Raw genomic sequence first — 13,772 nt, 5'->3', positions numbered from 1 at the left:
GGCACGTTCCGGAGATATCCAAAAGCGTTCTGGGATGTCTTTTTCACGGTTCGGACATGCGCCGGGCCGAAGCTGCTCCTGCTTTTCACCCAATGACAGGAGTAAACCCATGAAAACATCCCTCGCCCCGCTGGCCCTGGCCGGCACCCTGATTTTCAGCGGGCAGGCGTCCGCCCTCAACATTCTGCTGACCAACGACGACGGTTGGGAGACCGATAACATCCAGACGATGTTCAGCGCCCTGCAGGCGGCCGGTCACAACGTGATCATGTCGGCGCCGTGTACCGGCCAGAGCGGAAAGGGCGGTGCCCTGAATTTCCTCAAACCGGTCTCCGTGGACGACAGCAAGGCCGGCCAGCAGGAATACTGCGTCGGCGACACCGATGAAACCGTCGCCTTTGAGGATTTCACCGAAGGCACCCCGGTGATGGCGGTGTTGCACGGGCTGGACGTGGTGGCGCCCGCGGTCTGGGGCGCAGCGCCGGATCTGGTGATTTCCGGTCCCAACGAGGGCAATAACCTGGGCTACATGAACAACAACTCCGGCACCCTCGGCGCCGCCATGATCAGCATCGCGCGGGGCATCCCGGCGATCGCGGTGAGCGCGGCCGACGGGGACGCCACCAAGGCGACGACCGTGGCCCAGATCGTCATCGACATCGTCGACCAACTGGACGCCGGCCGCGCCGCCGGCGAGGCGCTGCTGCCGCCGTTCACCGGCCTCAACGTCAATACGCCGGACGACGTGGCCAACCACCTGGGCTACCGCTTCACCGACGTGGCCTGGAACGCCGGCGGCTACGACGCCATGTTCGTCGAGGATATGTCCGAGAACGACCTGATGATGAGCTATGTGGCAGCCAGCATCATGGCGGCCGACAGCTCCCTGACCGAAGCCGAGGCCCTGGCCCAGGCGCGGGCCGCCTATGCGGGCGCGTCCGGGATTTCGTTCACGGGCGGACTGGTTGATGACGACAGCGCCAATGCCGAAGGCAAACGGGTGCAGGAAGGCTACGTCACCATCAGCACCATCGATGCCCACGTGCAGGCCAGTCGCGCCAAGGTGGCGCTGACCGCCCAGAAACTCAACGCACTGAGCGAGTGATGGGGGCCATGATGACGGACACCAAGCGATTCCCGTATCTGCGGGGCCTGACGATGCTCGGCGCGACACTGGCCCTGGCGGCCTGCGGCGGATCCGACAGTGACGACGACAGCGTGGCGCTGGACAGCGTCGTCGGCCAGTACAGCGGCGTCTATCAGGATGCGGACGGCCAGCCCAACCTGGCCACGGTGACTTTGATCGGCAACGACAACCTGACGTTTGTCGGGCTGGATGAGCAGGACCGGCGCACCGAGTACAGCGGCACGTTCGACACCGGCAGCGGTGCGGTGAGCTTTGCCGGCGCGGAATGCGACACCGGCGGTGACCACCTGACCTGCGACATCGACGGCGTGTCGGTGCGGCTGGACGCGGTCAACGACGCCACCGCCCCGGCGGTATCCGACCTGGCGGGCGACTACCAGCTGCGCATCGACGGCGCCCTGTATCCGCTGACCCTGGCCAGCGACGGCCAGTTCAGCCTGGCGGCGAACGGCTGCGAAACCGTGGGCACCGTGAGCCCGGCCCTGGACGGCCAGGTGCTGGCGGTGGCGATCACCGGCGATGACTGTGGTGGCAGCCTGGCACGGGGCTACCTGGAGGCCGAGCCGCTGTATACGGACGACGACGCCCTGGCGGTGTACCTGCCGGCGTCCGACCTGTCCGGTTACTGGATCCGCTGATCCCACGACCCGCGGCGGCTTCAGCCGCGGCGGGTCACTGCGTTGATCTTCCCGTTGCCGGGGTGGCCGTGGTCGTCAGGAGACCGCCTGCGGCTCGCCGCCCCAGTCCAGACCCACCACGTTGTCACGCCCGTCACGCTTGGCCTGGTAGAGGGCCTGGTCGGCCTGTTTTAGCAGGCTGTCGATGTCGCTGTCCGGCGTCATGTGCGCGACGCCGATGCTGGAGGTGAAGCGGATCGTGCGCTTGCCGTTGAGCACCCGGATCCGGCCGATGCGCGTGCGCAGGCGCTCTGCGGTGACCAGGGCGTCGTCGGGATGTTCGCTGATCAGCAGACCGAACTCCTCGCCCCCCAACCGGCCGAATACGTCGGACTCCCGGATCTGCTCGACGATGGCGCGGGTAAACGCGCGCAGGGATTCGTCGCCCAGCGAGTGACCGTGGGTATCGTTGATGGTTTTGAAGTGATCGATGTCGAACATCAGCAGGCTGATCGGGCGTCCCTGGCGCCGGGCCAGCTCAATCGCCTGTCGGCAGTCGCCAAGGAAGCTGCGACGGTTGCGGGTGCCGGTCAGGGCATCGGTGCGAGCCTCACGCTCAGCGGTCTGGATGGCGTCTTCCAGTTCCCGGGTCCGCGCCTGCACCTGGGCCTCCAGGTCGGCCTTGGACTGTTCGAGCTGGCGCCGGTACTGGCGCCTCTCCTGGCGCAGTCGCCGCACCCGGAAGCCCATGGCGGCCATGATGGTCAGCATCTCGGTGAAGGACGCCACCGGCGGCCAGTAATAGTTGAACAGGTTGTGTTCCACCAGCCCCAGGTCGCGGCAGGCCTGCACCACCAGGCCGACGACCAGCAGCGACCAGGCGACGGCGAAGATGGCGGCCTCCAGGGAACCCTGGCGCCAGCGAACCAGACCCACCAGGATCATCACCGGGTACAGCAACAGGGCCAGGGTGATGGTGGCCAGCGCGAGGACCTTGATCTGGAACAGCGCGGCGATCAGCAGCAGGCCCGCGTTGGCCATCATCAGCTGGAGCAGGCGGTCCAGGCGCGGGGTGTGTTCGCGGGTGGCGAGGAAAATCCGGGCGAACGTGAGACCGCATAGAATGGTGACGGCCCCGCTGATGGACATGTAGTGCCACTGGAAATCATCGCGAATCAGGTACTGGTGGGTGTAGCCCAGGATCGTCGCCCAGCAGGTGATCTTGGACAGGGAATAGACCGCGTAGGCGAAGAAAGTACGCTCGCCGGTGGCCACGCCGCCGCAGAAGGCGAACAGGCCCATCAGGAAGAATCCCCCGAACAGGAAGGCGATGGCGCTGGATTCGGTGGTATGGGCGGCCACGAGGTTGTCCCGCGACCAGATGCGCAGGCTGGGGAAGACGAAGCCCAGCTCGTCGGAGCTCAGGCGCAGCAGCAGGTCGCGGGTCTCGCCCGGCGCCAGGTCGACCGGCACCACGAACCGGTTGTGGACCACCGGCCGCTGGTTGAATGGCCGGTGCATCGACAGGTCGGCGATCGGGACGTAGGGCGTGCCGTCGCTGCGGGCGAAGGCGGTCAGCTCGATGAGCTGGTGATCCACGTATTCCAGGTTCAGCGTCAGGGGACGATCGGTGGTGTTGCGCAGGCGGAAGTGGGACCAGAAAGCGCCGGGTTTCATGCCGGTGGAGCCGGCACTGTCCAAGGCCGTGAAGCGCTGCTGGCGCAGGGCGGTCAGCGCGTCGTCGAGGGTGGCCCGGGCGCCGGGGTCGTGCCAGATGGCGGCCTGGCCGGTGCGTTGACGGCCGTTCTCATGGTCGGTGACATCGATTACAGGCTGGGCCGTACTCCATCGCGGCAACAGGGCCAGCAGGCAAACCAGCAGATAAAGGGCGGCATTGGCGAACCATACCGGGCCAGTAAAAAGGCTGGATCGAGAAGGATTGCTGATCGACATGGAACGGCACCGACATCCGCTAACTGATAAGCTGGATCCATGGTTGCGTCGTCCGGTGCCGGATCACGATGGGCGCAGGGACGCCCAAGCAGATTACACGATTCTGGATGAAGTGGTGAATAATTTGTAATGTTATTCATTGCGGTGCCGGCGCGAGATCACCGACAGGAAGGGACGCGATGTTTGAATACAGCTTGCTGCACTGGTCCGCCTGGCGCTGAGCGAGCGCCACTGAGAGACCACAACCAACCTTTATCCATCGACCAGGGAGTGGAACATGGAATTTTCAACGCTTTGGCTCTTCATCCCCGCGTGCTTCGCCCTGAATGCGTTTCCCGGCCCCAATAATCTGATGGCGATGACCCACGGTCAAAGGTACGGTCTGCGGTACGCTGTGCTGGCCGGGCTGGGGCGCTTGGTGGCGTTCGTCTTGATGATCGCGCTGGCCGCCTACGGACTGGCGGTGATCCTGTATACCTCGGAACTGTTTTTCCTGGCGCTGAAGGTAGCCGGCGCGCTCTACCTGTTCTGGCTGGCCTACCAGATGTGGACTTCGGAGGTGGCCGCAATGCCGGATGCCGAACCGGCTCGCCCTGTGGGGCAGCTGGACGGTGCACGACGGGAATTTCTGATCGCTGCCGGCAACCCCAAGGCCATCCTGATTTTTACCGCTTTCTTTCCCCAGTTTGTCGATACCTCAGCCCCGGTGCCGGCTCAGTTCGCGGTACTTGGTGCGGTATTCCTGTTGATGGAGTGGCTGGTCATCGCCGGATACGGCGTCTGTGGAAAACTGCTGCAGAGCTGGTTCACCCAACCACTCCGGCAGCGTCTTTTCAACCGCGGCTGCGCCGGAGCACTGGCCTGTGCGGGGGCGGGATTACTGGCGTCGCAGAATCGGTAGCGCCATAACATTCGAGAATCAGGGAGGATTCGAAGATGACGCTGGAGACATGGAGTGTCTATGTGGCCACGGTCCTGGTGCTGATGTGTACGCCTGGGCCGAGCCAGCTGCTGATGTTGTCGAACAGCATCGGTAACGGCTTCCGACGATCGCTGCTGACCGCGGCGGGTGATCTGTCCGCCAATCTGTTGCAGATGCTGGCGGCCGGGCTGGGTGTTGGTGCGCTGGTGCTGGCGTCAGGCTCTGTTTTTGCGGCCCTGCAATGGGCCGGGGTGGCCTATCTGTTGTGGTTGGGTGTGCGTACCTTTCGCCGGGCCGGAACCGGCGGCATAACGCGGGGGGCTTTCGCGAGCGGGCGCCAGCTGTGGTGGCAGGGGTTTGTAACGTCGGCCGCCAATCCCAAGGCGATCCTGTTCTTCGCCGCGCTGTTCCCGCAGTTCATCGACTCGGAGCTGGCGTTCTGGCCGCAATTCCTGCTGCTCAGCGTGACTTACCTGGCCATGGATGCCGCCTTTCTTGCTCTCTATGGCAGCAGTGCGGCTTTGCTGGCGCAGCGGTTGACTGGGGTGGCCCGACGCCGGCTGGATCGGATCGCTGGTCTGTGTCTGATTGGGGCAGCGCTGTTGTTGGGGAGCAAAACGGCGTCGCGTCCAGTGTGATGCGGGCGGACCGAGGAAGGGGCAGCCCGCCCGCATCGTTGCCTAGGCTGGCGTTACCACCAGACTTCGGCCTGGGCGCCGAAGGTCAGGCCGTCGGTTTCGCTGTCCTCGATGGACTCGCTGGCGGCGTTGTAGTTGTCGCTCCAGTGGGCGTAGGTCGCGAACAGACGCAGCTGCGGCCGGGCGAAGAAGGTCGCGTCCGGTTCCCACTGCTGGGACAGGGTGATCTTCTGCAGGTCGTAGTCGTCCTCTCCCGAGGCTTCCGGCGACACCTGGTCCAGCCCCACCTCCACGGCGGTGCTCATCAACTGGCTCCAGTAATAGGTCGGGCGGACACCGGCTGACAGCCAGCGCGCGCCGGTGTCGTCGTCCAGGCTGACATCCTGATAGATGGCGGCGTAGAACATGTCCATCTTGCTGCCCAGCGGGATCACACCGTGATCAATAACCCGCAGCATGTCGCCCTCATTGACGGCGCTGCTGTTGGCCTTGCCCGGGCCGCCGATCATGGAGTCGGTGGCGTACTGCACGGTGAACTTGTTGAAACCACCCAGGAATTCGGTCTGGTGGTGTTCGGCGGTGACCAGGTAGCCGTTCTGGTCGTCCTCGACGCCGGCGTCTTCCTGTTCGTCAGTCAGGTTGGCGCTGCCGTAGTCGAAGCCGACTTCCAGGTTGCCGTTGGGGTTGACCGGAATGTCGGTCCAGCGCACGTCGATGATGTCGTTGGTGACCTCGTCATCGTCGTCCACATTGGTGCCGGTCTCGTCGTTGGTGGAGCGGGTCCAGGCCACGTGCAGCTTACCGGTGCCCACATCGATGTCTTCCAGGCCGGCGCCAGGGCCGGATACGTCCCAGTAGTAGAAGTCGTTGATGTGGATGTCGTGGCGCTTGTAGTAACGCTTACCGATCCACAGGGTGGAGCCGGGCAGCGACTTGATGACGTTGGTGCCGCGCACGTTGAACTGGCGCACGCCGATATTGGCGTCGTCATCGGAGCTGAATTCGCCGTCGTTTTCCTGGTCGGTGACGTAGGCGATCATCGAGTCGACGTAGAAGCTGGTATCACCCTCGCTCCAGACTTCGTCGCCCAGTTGGACTTCGGCGTAGGTTTCGCACTCGTTACCGAGACGGTACTTGGCGCCGGCGCCCTGAGCCTGGAAGCAGGCCTGGTCGCCACCACCCACGGTGGAACCGATACCGGAACGGAAATAGCCATGGAAGTCGACGGCGGAAGCGGTGCTGGACACCAGCAGCGCGGCGACGGCTGCCGAAAGCGACTGACGGCGGAACAGAGGATTCTTGTTGTTGCGCATGATTGTCGTCCTGGTTTTGTTTTTGGAATTCACCCGGAGCGCGTCGGGATACCCTGGAAACGGGCTTGTTTCTCCTTGAGCCTGTCCCGGCCGGCTCCTCATCCCTTGACCGGTTGCGCGGGGCGTATGCCTCCGGCGTAATGGCAGGGTGTTAGTAAAACTACATATAAATCGGTTGGTTTTAAAGCGCTATTGCCAACTAAATAGGATTTATTTCTAAATAATGTTGATCATTCTCATCGCTTAACGCGCATTTGCCCAGCCAGGCGAGGCAACCGGGTCCGATCCTGGGGCTCTCCCATGGAGAAGCGGCTATAGTTGGATCTGGCGGTGTCAGTTGAGTAACGGGAGGAGCCGGTCATGGAAGCGACAGAAATGATGGAAGGACAATGCCTGTGTGGCGCGGTCTCGATTCGCGCCGAGCGCCGCGACAAGCTGGAGGTCTGCCATTGCGGCATGTGCCGGCGCTGGGGCGGCAGTCCTCTATTGGCGGTGCACTGTGGCCAGGACATCCTGCTGACCGGGCAGGACTCGATTACGGTGTACGACTCGTCGGACTGGGCCGAGCGGGGCTTCTGCCGCCACTGCGGGACCCACCTGTTCTACAAGTTCAAGGGCAATAACGAGTATGCGGTGCCGGCGGGATTCTTCCAGTCCGGCGCGGATAATTTCGTGATGTGCGGTCAGATCTTCATCGACGCCAAGCCGGGCTACTACGACTTCGCCAACCAGACGCCGATGATGACTGAGGCCGAGGTGCTGGAACGCTACGGCCTACCGGAATGAAGGGAACGGAGCCGGTCCGGGTCGCCGGCTCTCGCGCAGGCTGGACGCGCTGGCTCAGACCTGTTTCATCTTGTCCGTATACGGCGGCCAGCCCAGCGGCTTGCCTGCCAGCAGGTGCAGGTGGATGTGGAACACCGATTGTCCCGCCTGCTCCCCGCAGTTCATGACCACCCGGTAGCCGCTCTCGTCGAAGCCCATCTCTTTGGCCAGGTCCCGGGCCACGGTGAACAGATGCCCGACCAGCTCTTTCTGGTCGTCCTGCAGATCGTTGATGGTGGCGATGGGCGTCTTGGGGATGATCAGCAGGTGCACCGGCGCCTGAGGGTTGATGTCCCTGAACGCGAGGCTGATGTCGTCCTCATAGACGATGTCGGCGGGAATCTCCCGGTTGATGATCTTGTCGAAAATGGTTTCCGCCATGATGGCTCCTCTGGATTGGCTCGTCCGTTGATTCGGAATCCGGGTTAGCGTAACAGGGCCGGGCGCGGGACCCGGTCGATAAGCGGTTGCAGGGCCGCGGGCAGCCGGTCGTCGATGCCCATGGCGTAGCGGGCCACCTGGTGCCGGGCGAACGGCAGGCTATTGGCCAGCGCCAGGCCCAGGTTGCGGGCCAGGTGCAGCGGCGGCAGCCGGTTGCTGAAGGCGTGATAGAACAGGTCCATGGCCAGCATCATGCGCTGGTTGGCCGGCCGGCGCCGGGCTTCGTAGCGTTGCAGCAGCGCCGTATCGGAGAGTGGCAGGCCGGCCCGCCGTGCTTCCACGAGCAGCTGTTGCAGGGCTTCGGCGTCCTGGAAGCCGAGATTCACGCCCTGGCCGGCCAGCGGGTTGATCGTGTGGGCCGCATCGCCCACCAGTACCGTGCGGCCGCTGGCGTAGGTCTTGGCGTGTTGCCGGGCCAGCGGAAAGCTGCCGCGACCGGCCAGCGCCTGCAGCGGCGGCAGGTCGGCGGGGAAGGCGCGGGTGACTTCGGCCAGGAACGCGTCATCGGGAAGTTGTCTCAGTTCGGCAATGCGCGCTGGACTGTCGTACCAGACCAGCGACGCCCAGCTGTGATCGCCGTCGGCGTGCAGCGGCAGGAACGCACGCGGCCCGCTGGGATGGAACGCCTGCCAGGTGATGTCCTGTGGGGCGCCGGCGTAGCGCACACTGGCCACCAGGGCCTGTTGGCCGTACTGGTCGCGGGTGACGCCGATGCCGGCCATCTGGCGGATGGCAGACTGGGCGCCGTCGGCGCCCACCAGAAGCTGGCCCTGCAGTTGGGTCCCGTCGGCCAGGTGCAGGTGAACGCCTTCCCCGCTTTCGCTGACGGAGTCGATATCGACCGGGGTCAGCCGGGTGATGGTATTCGTGCTGCCAGCCTGATCCCAGAGGGCTGCCTGGGTTACGCGGTTCTCGACGATATGGCCCAGGTGATTCCGGCCCAGCGGCGCGGCGTCGAAGGTGGTGCGCAAACGGCCGGGCGGCAGCAGGCGGCTCAACGGGTGTTCGGTGGCGTCCCATACCGAGAGGCGCGCGTAGGGCGTCAGGCGCATGGCATGGATCCGCGACCAGGCGCCGAGCCGTTCCAGGTAGGCTTCACTGCCGGCGCTGAGGGCCGAGACCCGCAGGTCCGGTGTCTCGTCGGCATGGAAGGCCGGAGGTGTCTGGCGGTCCAGCAGGGCCACCGTCAAACCGGCCCGGCCCAGACCATTGGCCAGGGCGGCGCCCACCATGCCGGCGCCGACGATGATCACGTCGAAAGTCTGCGTCATATCCGCTTCCTGAATCGAATGGCCCCATATTAGAGGCCGTTCGCAGGCACCGCAAACCGCTGTTGCGATCGCCCGACCGGCGCGGGTGTCGCCTCAGGAAACCTTGCGCAACCAGGCTGGACGCGGCGAGTCCGGGCGCCGGAAACCCTCGTTGATGACCATGGGACTGACCAGCCGCAGGAAATCCTCGGTGGCCAGACGGATCGATTCGGAGTGACTGCCGGCGGCGAACACCAGGTTGGCCTGGCCGGTCAGCGCCTCGCTGCAATAGACCGACATCCCGTACAGGTTGCCGAAGGGCGGCATGGCGCCCACCTCGCAGTGGGCAAAGCGATCCTTGAACTCGTCCTCGTCGGCGAGCTGAACGAAGTCTGTGTCCAGCACGTGGGACAGGCGGTCCCAACGCACCCGCCAGGTGGCGGGCATGACCAGCATGGCCATCTTGCCGTCGAGTTCGATAATGACTGTCTTGACCACGTCGTCACCGGACACATGCGCGTGGTGTGCCAGTTCCTGGGCCGAGAAAGCGGCGGGGTGGGTGAGGCAGTCATACGGCACCGCCTTCGCTTCGAGAAATTCCTTCAATTGCTGAACCGGCATGGGACGACCTCCAACCAGCAACGTCAGCACGAACGCCCTCACCGTTGACCGGCCAGGCGCCACCTGTTGTCACTGGCAAGCATAGTTCAGGGTGCGAAGAAGTTGAACCGGCGAGAGAGGAGACGGGAGGAAAAGCGATCCGGCCGGGGCGACCGGATCGACAGGTATCAGCCGGCTTTCACCTCGTGAAGGTGCACGTCGCGCTGCGGGAACGGAATGGTGACGCCTTCGGCGTCGAACGCTTTCTTGACCTTTTCCTGCATATCCCAGATCAGCGGCCAGACGTTGGGCGTGTCGGTCCAGACGCGGACATTGATGTCCACCGAACTGTCGCCCAGGCCACCCACGAAGATGGCCGGAGCCGGGTCCATGTAGGCGCGCTCGTCGGCTTCCACCAGGCGTTTGAGGATGGCCTTGGCCTTGTCGATGTCGTCGCCGTAGCCAATGCCGAACACCATGTCGGCACGACGGCGCTCGTAGGCGTTGACGTTGATCAGGCTGGAGTTGGACAGGTCGCCGTTGGGAATGATGATGCGGCGGTTATCGAAGGTGTTGATGATGGTGTAGAGGATCTGGATTTCCACCACGCTGCCGAAGAAGCCCTGGGCCTCGATCACGTCGCCCACTTTGAACGGCTTGAAAATCAGGATCAGTACACCGCCGGCGAAGTTGGCCAGGCTCCCCTGCAGGGCCAGACCGATGGCCAGGCCGGCGGCACCGACCACGGCGATGAACGAGGTGGTGGCGATGCCGATCATCGACGCGGCGGAGATGATCAGCATGATCTTGAGGATGGCACTGATCAGGCCGCACAGGAACTTGTTGAGGGTCGGGTCCTTGGCGCCCAGCTTCTTGTCGAGGACGCCGACAAAGCGGTTGATCAGCCAGAGGCCGATAATCAGCGTCACAATCGCCAGCAGCACCTTGGGCGCATAGGCCATCACCATGCCATAGGCCATCTGGGCCAGTTCAGCGAGCTGTCCGTCGCCGGAGAAGAGGTTTTCCATGTGAACTCCTTGTTGCGTTCTTGAATCCAGGATGTCGACCGGGGCCGGTGCGGGGCGGCGCACTGATCGCCGCAACGACTGGGATTACCCGGGTTTTTATAGCAGAAATATGGCAAACCGCTAAGACGGCTGGCAAAAATCGTCCTGCCGACGACAGCCGACCAGAGGTACGTTCGTTAGCGGGATTGGATGAATATAGTCAGTCTATCAGGCTGCCGTCTGGCGATAGGTCCACTCCAGGAGGGTGTCCACGCACCCACGCACAGCGATACGGCCGGACTTGTGACTCAGCTGGTAATCGTACATGGGGTCGTAGTAGTCCCGCAGCAGCACCTGGATCCATTCGTCGTGACCGCCCGGATCACCGTGGGCCTGCTGTTGGTCCAGGGCGTCGATCATGATCTGGCGCAGGCGCTGGTGGCGTTCGCCCCCCAGGCGCTTGCGGATGCGGTCCAGGGCGCTGAGCAGGAAGTCGCGGAAGTTGAACCAGCCGGCGTCTTCGCCGTCCCGGGCGACGAAGCCGGCCAGCATGTCGGTGACATAGTCCTGGCGGATGATCTCCGTGCGCTCGTCCAACGGGCGCTCCAGTACCAGCAACGGCGCCTCGGACATGCGCTCGCGCAGGTTGTGGGGCAGGGCGCAGCGGCCGATCAGGCGGCTTTCGTCTTCCAGGTAGATCGGCCCGCCCACCTTGTGGTGGGCTTTGAGCAGCGCGATGGCCACGCGGTTCTCGAAATCGATCTGGCCGGGCTGTGGCGTCAGGGTGCGGCCGAAGCTGGACCCCCGGTGTTCGGCCATGCCTTCCAGGTCCACCGGGTTGGGGGTTTCCAGAAGCACGCGTGTCTTGCCGGTGCCGGTGCGGCCGCTGATGATGTGCAGCGGCAGACCGCCTTCCAGGAGCTGCTCCTGGGTGTCGATCAGGAAACGGCGCAGTGCCTTGTAGCCGCCCTTGACCAACGGGAAGTCGATGCCCGCCTCGTGAATCCAGCGCTGGGTGAGCTGCGAGCGCAGGCCGCCGCGGAAGCAGAACAGGTAGCCTTGCGGATGCTGTCGGGTGAAGCGGACCCAGTCTTCCACGCGTTGCTGCTTGATGTCGTCGCGCACCAACTGGTGGCCCAGCTCGATGGCCGCCTGCTGGCCCTGTTCCTTGTAGCGGATGCCGACCCGATGGCGCTCGTCGTCGTTCATCAGCGGCGCGTTGATGGCCTGGGGGAACGAGCCCTTGTGGAATTCCACGGGGGCGCGGACGTCCATCAGCGGGATGTCGTTGAGGAAGATGTCGAGGTAATCCTGGGTGTCGGGGCGGGCCATAGGGTTGTCGGTCTGCGGCGATTGCGAAGTGTGTCTGGAGTATAACGAAAGGCCGCGCCGGCTTCAGTCCCCGTTGTGGCCGGGCCGCTCGCGGCGGGCTAGAATGCGGCATGCTCAAAACCGACGCCCTGCTCAACCAGCGCATGCAGCGCACCCTGGCCCGCGGACGCGTGGCCCGGACCGCCCCGTCCGGCTGCCCGACGCTGCCTCTATACCTGTTCGATCCGGCGGTGCTGGAAGGGCCGCTCAGTCACGACGAAGCCCAGGCGGTGGTGGCCGAGCCGGCCTACTGGTCCTTTTGCTGGGCCAGCGGTCAGGTGCTGGCCCAGTACCTCCTGGATCATCCGGACACGGTGGCCGGCCGGCGGGTGATCGATTTCGGTTCCGGTTCGGGGGTTGTGGCGATTGCCGCCGCCCGTGCGGGCGCGAGCGAGGTGGTCGCGTGCGACATCGATGCCGATGCCCTGGCGGCTGTGGCGGCCAACGCCCGCCTGAACGACGTGGCGGTAACCCTGTGCGACGACTGGCACGGCCGTGTCGGTGCATTCGATGTGGTGACGGCGGCCGATGTGCTCTACGACCCGGAAAACCGGCCGCTACTGGCCGAATTCCGGGCCGCCGCGCCCAGCGTGTTGCTGGCGGATTCCCGGGTGAAGGATCTGGGGGACGACCGCTACGTTCTGCAGACGGTCGGAGAGGGCCGGACCTGGCCCGACCTCCACGAGTTCGAGGAGTTCAACCGGGTGCGTATCTATCGGGCGGGGCCTGAGTGATCGATCATCGGCCGTGATCGTGATCGTGATCGTGATCGTGATCGTGACCGTATGTCCGGATGAGCGCCGGGCACGCGAGTAAAAACCGGGCACAAAAAAAGGGCAACTTGCGTTGCCCTTGGTCGGAACGGGTATCCGCGTCCCTGCGCGCGTCAAACCCTGTCGCGTTTTGAAGTCCCTTGCCAGCTCCGTGGCGCCAGCGTCCTAGCCGGCGATCCAGATAAAACGAGTCCCTAAAGCGGGAAATCCGTTTAATCCCTGCTTCCCCTCACGCTCCTGTGAGGAACTACTCCGTGTGTCTTCCTGTCCCTGTCATCCTGACAACTCCACTATAGCAATTTGCACATTGCCGATATGTGACGGCTTTCTTGCTTTCCCATGGCGGGAACATTGCCATCTTGAAATTTTCTTTTTAAACAAAGGTCTGGAAAATTCTCAGAGGCGTTCTCGTGGGCTTCGCACGGCACGAAATCGAATTTACCTACAGCGCTGTGAGAAATATCTCACACGGAGAGAGGGCGATTTCTTAAGTGTTATCCGAGAGTCGGCGAACCGTCAGGAACCAGAGTGCCAGTCCGGCGGCGATGCCGACCCCATCCGCCACCAGATCCAGCAGCGAGAAGCTGCGATAGGGCAGTGGGGCCTGACATAGCTCGATGAACAGGCCGTAACCAAGCAGGACCGCAACGCTGGTGGCGACCCCGAGGCGCGGCCACCCCAGGCGCAGCAGCAGGGTGAGCTCGACGAAAGCAGTGACGTGGTTGAGCTTGTCCCAGGAGGATACCTGGATCGGCTGGTCCAGGTCGGAGGTCGCCAGCCACAGGATCGCCGTCATGGAAACCAGCAGGGCAACGCGCCACAATCGGGTCTGTTGAGTCAGCTTGCGAAGCAGGTCGGTCATTGTCGGTTCCCGGTCGGGCAGGCGTCATTTGCGATTATCGTCAGCAGGCGGCT

Annotated in this window: 14 protein-coding genes; 6 read left to right on the top strand and 8 right to left on the bottom strand. The window is 64.0% G+C overall.

What is annotated here, in order from left to right; all coding sequences use genetic code 11:
- Window positions 1–109: 109 nt before the first annotated feature.
- Window positions 110–1,105 (top strand): 5'/3'-nucleotidase SurE, encoded by a 996-nt coding sequence (locus DKK67_RS13375; protein ID WP_111497001.1) that lies wholly within the window; start codon window positions 110–112, stop codon window positions 1,103–1,105.
- Between the two features lie 8 nt (window positions 1,106–1,113).
- Window positions 1,114–1,785, top strand: a complete 672-nt coding sequence (locus DKK67_RS21740; protein WP_204355825.1) for a hypothetical protein — start codon at window positions 1,114–1,116, stop codon at window positions 1,783–1,785.
- A gap of 75 nt (window positions 1,786–1,860) precedes the next feature.
- On the opposite strand, the gene DKK67_RS13365 is transcribed toward DKK67_RS21740, so the two are convergent.
- Window positions 1,861–3,717: a sensor domain-containing diguanylate cyclase gene (locus DKK67_RS13365; protein WP_111497000.1), complete on the bottom strand. Its 1,857-nt coding sequence runs from the start codon at window positions 3,715–3,717 to the stop codon at window positions 1,861–1,863.
- A gap of 277 nt (window positions 3,718–3,994) precedes the next feature.
- Between DKK67_RS13365 and DKK67_RS13360 the strand changes: the two genes are divergently transcribed.
- Both DKK67_RS13360 and DKK67_RS13355 read left to right on the top strand, forming a co-directional pair.
- Window positions 3,995–4,618, top strand: a complete 624-nt coding sequence (locus DKK67_RS13360) for a LysE family translocator (protein WP_111496999.1) — start codon at window positions 3,995–3,997, stop codon at window positions 4,616–4,618.
- 35 nt (window positions 4,619–4,653) lie between these two features.
- The gene (locus DKK67_RS13355) at window positions 4,654–5,277 is read left to right on the top strand and encodes a LysE family translocator (RefSeq protein WP_111496998.1); all 624 of its coding nucleotides are present in this window, start codon (window positions 4,654–4,656) and stop codon (window positions 5,275–5,277) included.
- A gap of 53 nt (window positions 5,278–5,330) precedes the next feature.
- On the opposite strand, the gene DKK67_RS13350 is transcribed toward DKK67_RS13355, so the two are convergent.
- Window positions 5,331–6,590, bottom strand: a complete 1,260-nt coding sequence (locus DKK67_RS13350) for a maltoporin (RefSeq protein WP_111496997.1) — start codon at window positions 6,588–6,590, stop codon at window positions 5,331–5,333.
- Between the two features lie 360 nt (window positions 6,591–6,950).
- On the opposite strand from DKK67_RS13350, the gene DKK67_RS13345 reads away from it, so the two are divergent.
- Window positions 6,951–7,376 carry a GFA family protein gene (locus DKK67_RS13345; protein WP_228160632.1) on the top strand — a complete coding sequence of 142 codons (426 nt, stop codon included), beginning with the start codon at window positions 6,951–6,953 and terminating at the stop codon, window positions 7,374–7,376.
- A 54-nt stretch (window positions 7,377–7,430) separates the two neighbouring features.
- Here DKK67_RS13345 and DKK67_RS13340 read toward each other — a convergent pair whose 3' ends face one another.
- The 5 genes from DKK67_RS13340 to mnmH form a co-directional block, all read right to left on the bottom strand.
- Complete coding sequence (locus DKK67_RS13340; protein WP_111496996.1) at window positions 7,431–7,796, bottom strand: histidine triad nucleotide-binding protein; 366 nt, start codon at window positions 7,794–7,796, stop codon at window positions 7,431–7,433.
- 44 nt (window positions 7,797–7,840) lie between these two features.
- Window positions 7,841–9,127, bottom strand: coding sequence for an FAD-dependent monooxygenase (locus tag DKK67_RS13335; protein ID WP_111496995.1), 1,287 nt, complete (start codon window positions 9,125–9,127; stop codon window positions 7,841–7,843).
- A 93-nt stretch (window positions 9,128–9,220) separates the two neighbouring features.
- Window positions 9,221–9,727: an aminoacyl-tRNA deacylase gene (locus DKK67_RS13330; RefSeq protein ID WP_111496994.1), complete on the bottom strand. Its 507-nt coding sequence runs from the start codon at window positions 9,725–9,727 to the stop codon at window positions 9,221–9,223.
- A 167-nt stretch (window positions 9,728–9,894) separates the two neighbouring features.
- Window positions 9,895–10,734: a mechanosensitive ion channel family protein gene (locus DKK67_RS13325; protein ID WP_111496993.1), complete on the bottom strand. Its 840-nt coding sequence runs from the start codon at window positions 10,732–10,734 to the stop codon at window positions 9,895–9,897.
- A gap of 207 nt (window positions 10,735–10,941) precedes the next feature.
- On the bottom strand, window positions 10,942–12,045 hold the full coding sequence (mnmH, locus tag DKK67_RS13320; RefSeq protein WP_111496992.1) for a tRNA 2-selenouridine(34) synthase MnmH: 1,104 nt from the start codon (window positions 12,043–12,045) through the stop codon (window positions 10,942–10,944).
- Window positions 12,046–12,155: 110 nt separating this feature from the next.
- Here mnmH and DKK67_RS13315 point away from each other — a divergent pair, with 110 nt between their 5' ends.
- Window positions 12,156–12,818, top strand: coding sequence for a class I SAM-dependent methyltransferase (locus DKK67_RS13315; RefSeq protein ID WP_111496991.1), 663 nt, complete (start codon window positions 12,156–12,158; stop codon window positions 12,816–12,818).
- Window positions 12,819–13,344: 526 nt separating this feature from the next.
- Here the strand turns inward: DKK67_RS13315 and DKK67_RS13310 are convergent.
- Window positions 13,345–13,719, bottom strand: coding sequence for a VanZ family protein (locus DKK67_RS13310; protein ID WP_111496990.1), 375 nt, complete (start codon window positions 13,717–13,719; stop codon window positions 13,345–13,347).
- Window positions 13,720–13,772 lie beyond the last annotated feature (53 nt).

Source organism: Marinobacter bohaiensis (assembly GCF_003258515.1).
Lineage (GTDB): Bacteria > Pseudomonadota > Gammaproteobacteria > Pseudomonadales > Oleiphilaceae > Marinobacter_A > Marinobacter_A bohaiensis.
Note: the sequence above shows the minus strand (reverse complement) of the source record. Positions and strands in the feature narration are given on the sequence as shown.

Bases quoted from the DNA above. Each gene is read 5' to 3' on its own strand.
- DKK67_RS13355 (WP_111496998.1), top strand. From the start codon at position 4,654: ATGACGCTGGAGACATGGAGTGTCTATGTGGCCACGGTCCTGGTGCTG.
- DKK67_RS21740 (WP_204355825.1), top strand. From the start codon at position 1,114: ATGATGACGGACACCAAGCGATTCCCGTATCTGCGGGGCCTGACGATG.
- DKK67_RS13330 (WP_111496994.1), bottom strand. From the start codon at position 9,727: ATGCCGGTTCAGCAATTGAAGGAATTTCTCGAAGCGAAGGCGGTGCCG.
- mnmH (WP_111496992.1), bottom strand. From the start codon at position 12,045: ATGGCCCGCCCCGACACCCAGGATTACCTCGACATCTTCCTCAACGAC.
- DKK67_RS13315 (WP_111496991.1), top strand. From the start codon at position 12,156: ATGCTCAAAACCGACGCCCTGCTCAACCAGCGCATGCAGCGCACCCTG.
- DKK67_RS13335 (WP_111496995.1), bottom strand. From the start codon at position 9,127: ATGACGCAGACTTTCGACGTGATCATCGTCGGCGCCGGCATGGTGGGC.
- DKK67_RS13360 (WP_111496999.1), top strand. From the start codon at position 3,995: ATGGAATTTTCAACGCTTTGGCTCTTCATCCCCGCGTGCTTCGCCCTG.
- DKK67_RS13350 (WP_111496997.1), bottom strand. From the start codon at position 6,590: ATGCGCAACAACAAGAATCCTCTGTTCCGCCGTCAGTCGCTTTCGGCA.
- DKK67_RS13375 (WP_111497001.1), top strand. From the start codon at position 110: ATGAAAACATCCCTCGCCCCGCTGGCCCTGGCCGGCACCCTGATTTTC.
- DKK67_RS13325 (WP_111496993.1), bottom strand. From the start codon at position 10,734: ATGGAAAACCTCTTCTCCGGCGACGGACAGCTCGCTGAACTGGCCCAG.
- DKK67_RS13310 (WP_111496990.1), bottom strand. From the start codon at position 13,719: ATGACCGACCTGCTTCGCAAGCTGACTCAACAGACCCGATTGTGGCGC.
- DKK67_RS13365 (WP_111497000.1), bottom strand. From the start codon at position 3,717: ATGTCGATCAGCAATCCTTCTCGATCCAGCCTTTTTACTGGCCCGGTA.
- DKK67_RS13345 (WP_228160632.1), top strand. From the start codon at position 6,951: ATGGAAGCGACAGAAATGATGGAAGGACAATGCCTGTGTGGCGCGGTC.
- DKK67_RS13340 (WP_111496996.1), bottom strand. From the start codon at position 7,796: ATGGCGGAAACCATTTTCGACAAGATCATCAACCGGGAGATTCCCGCC.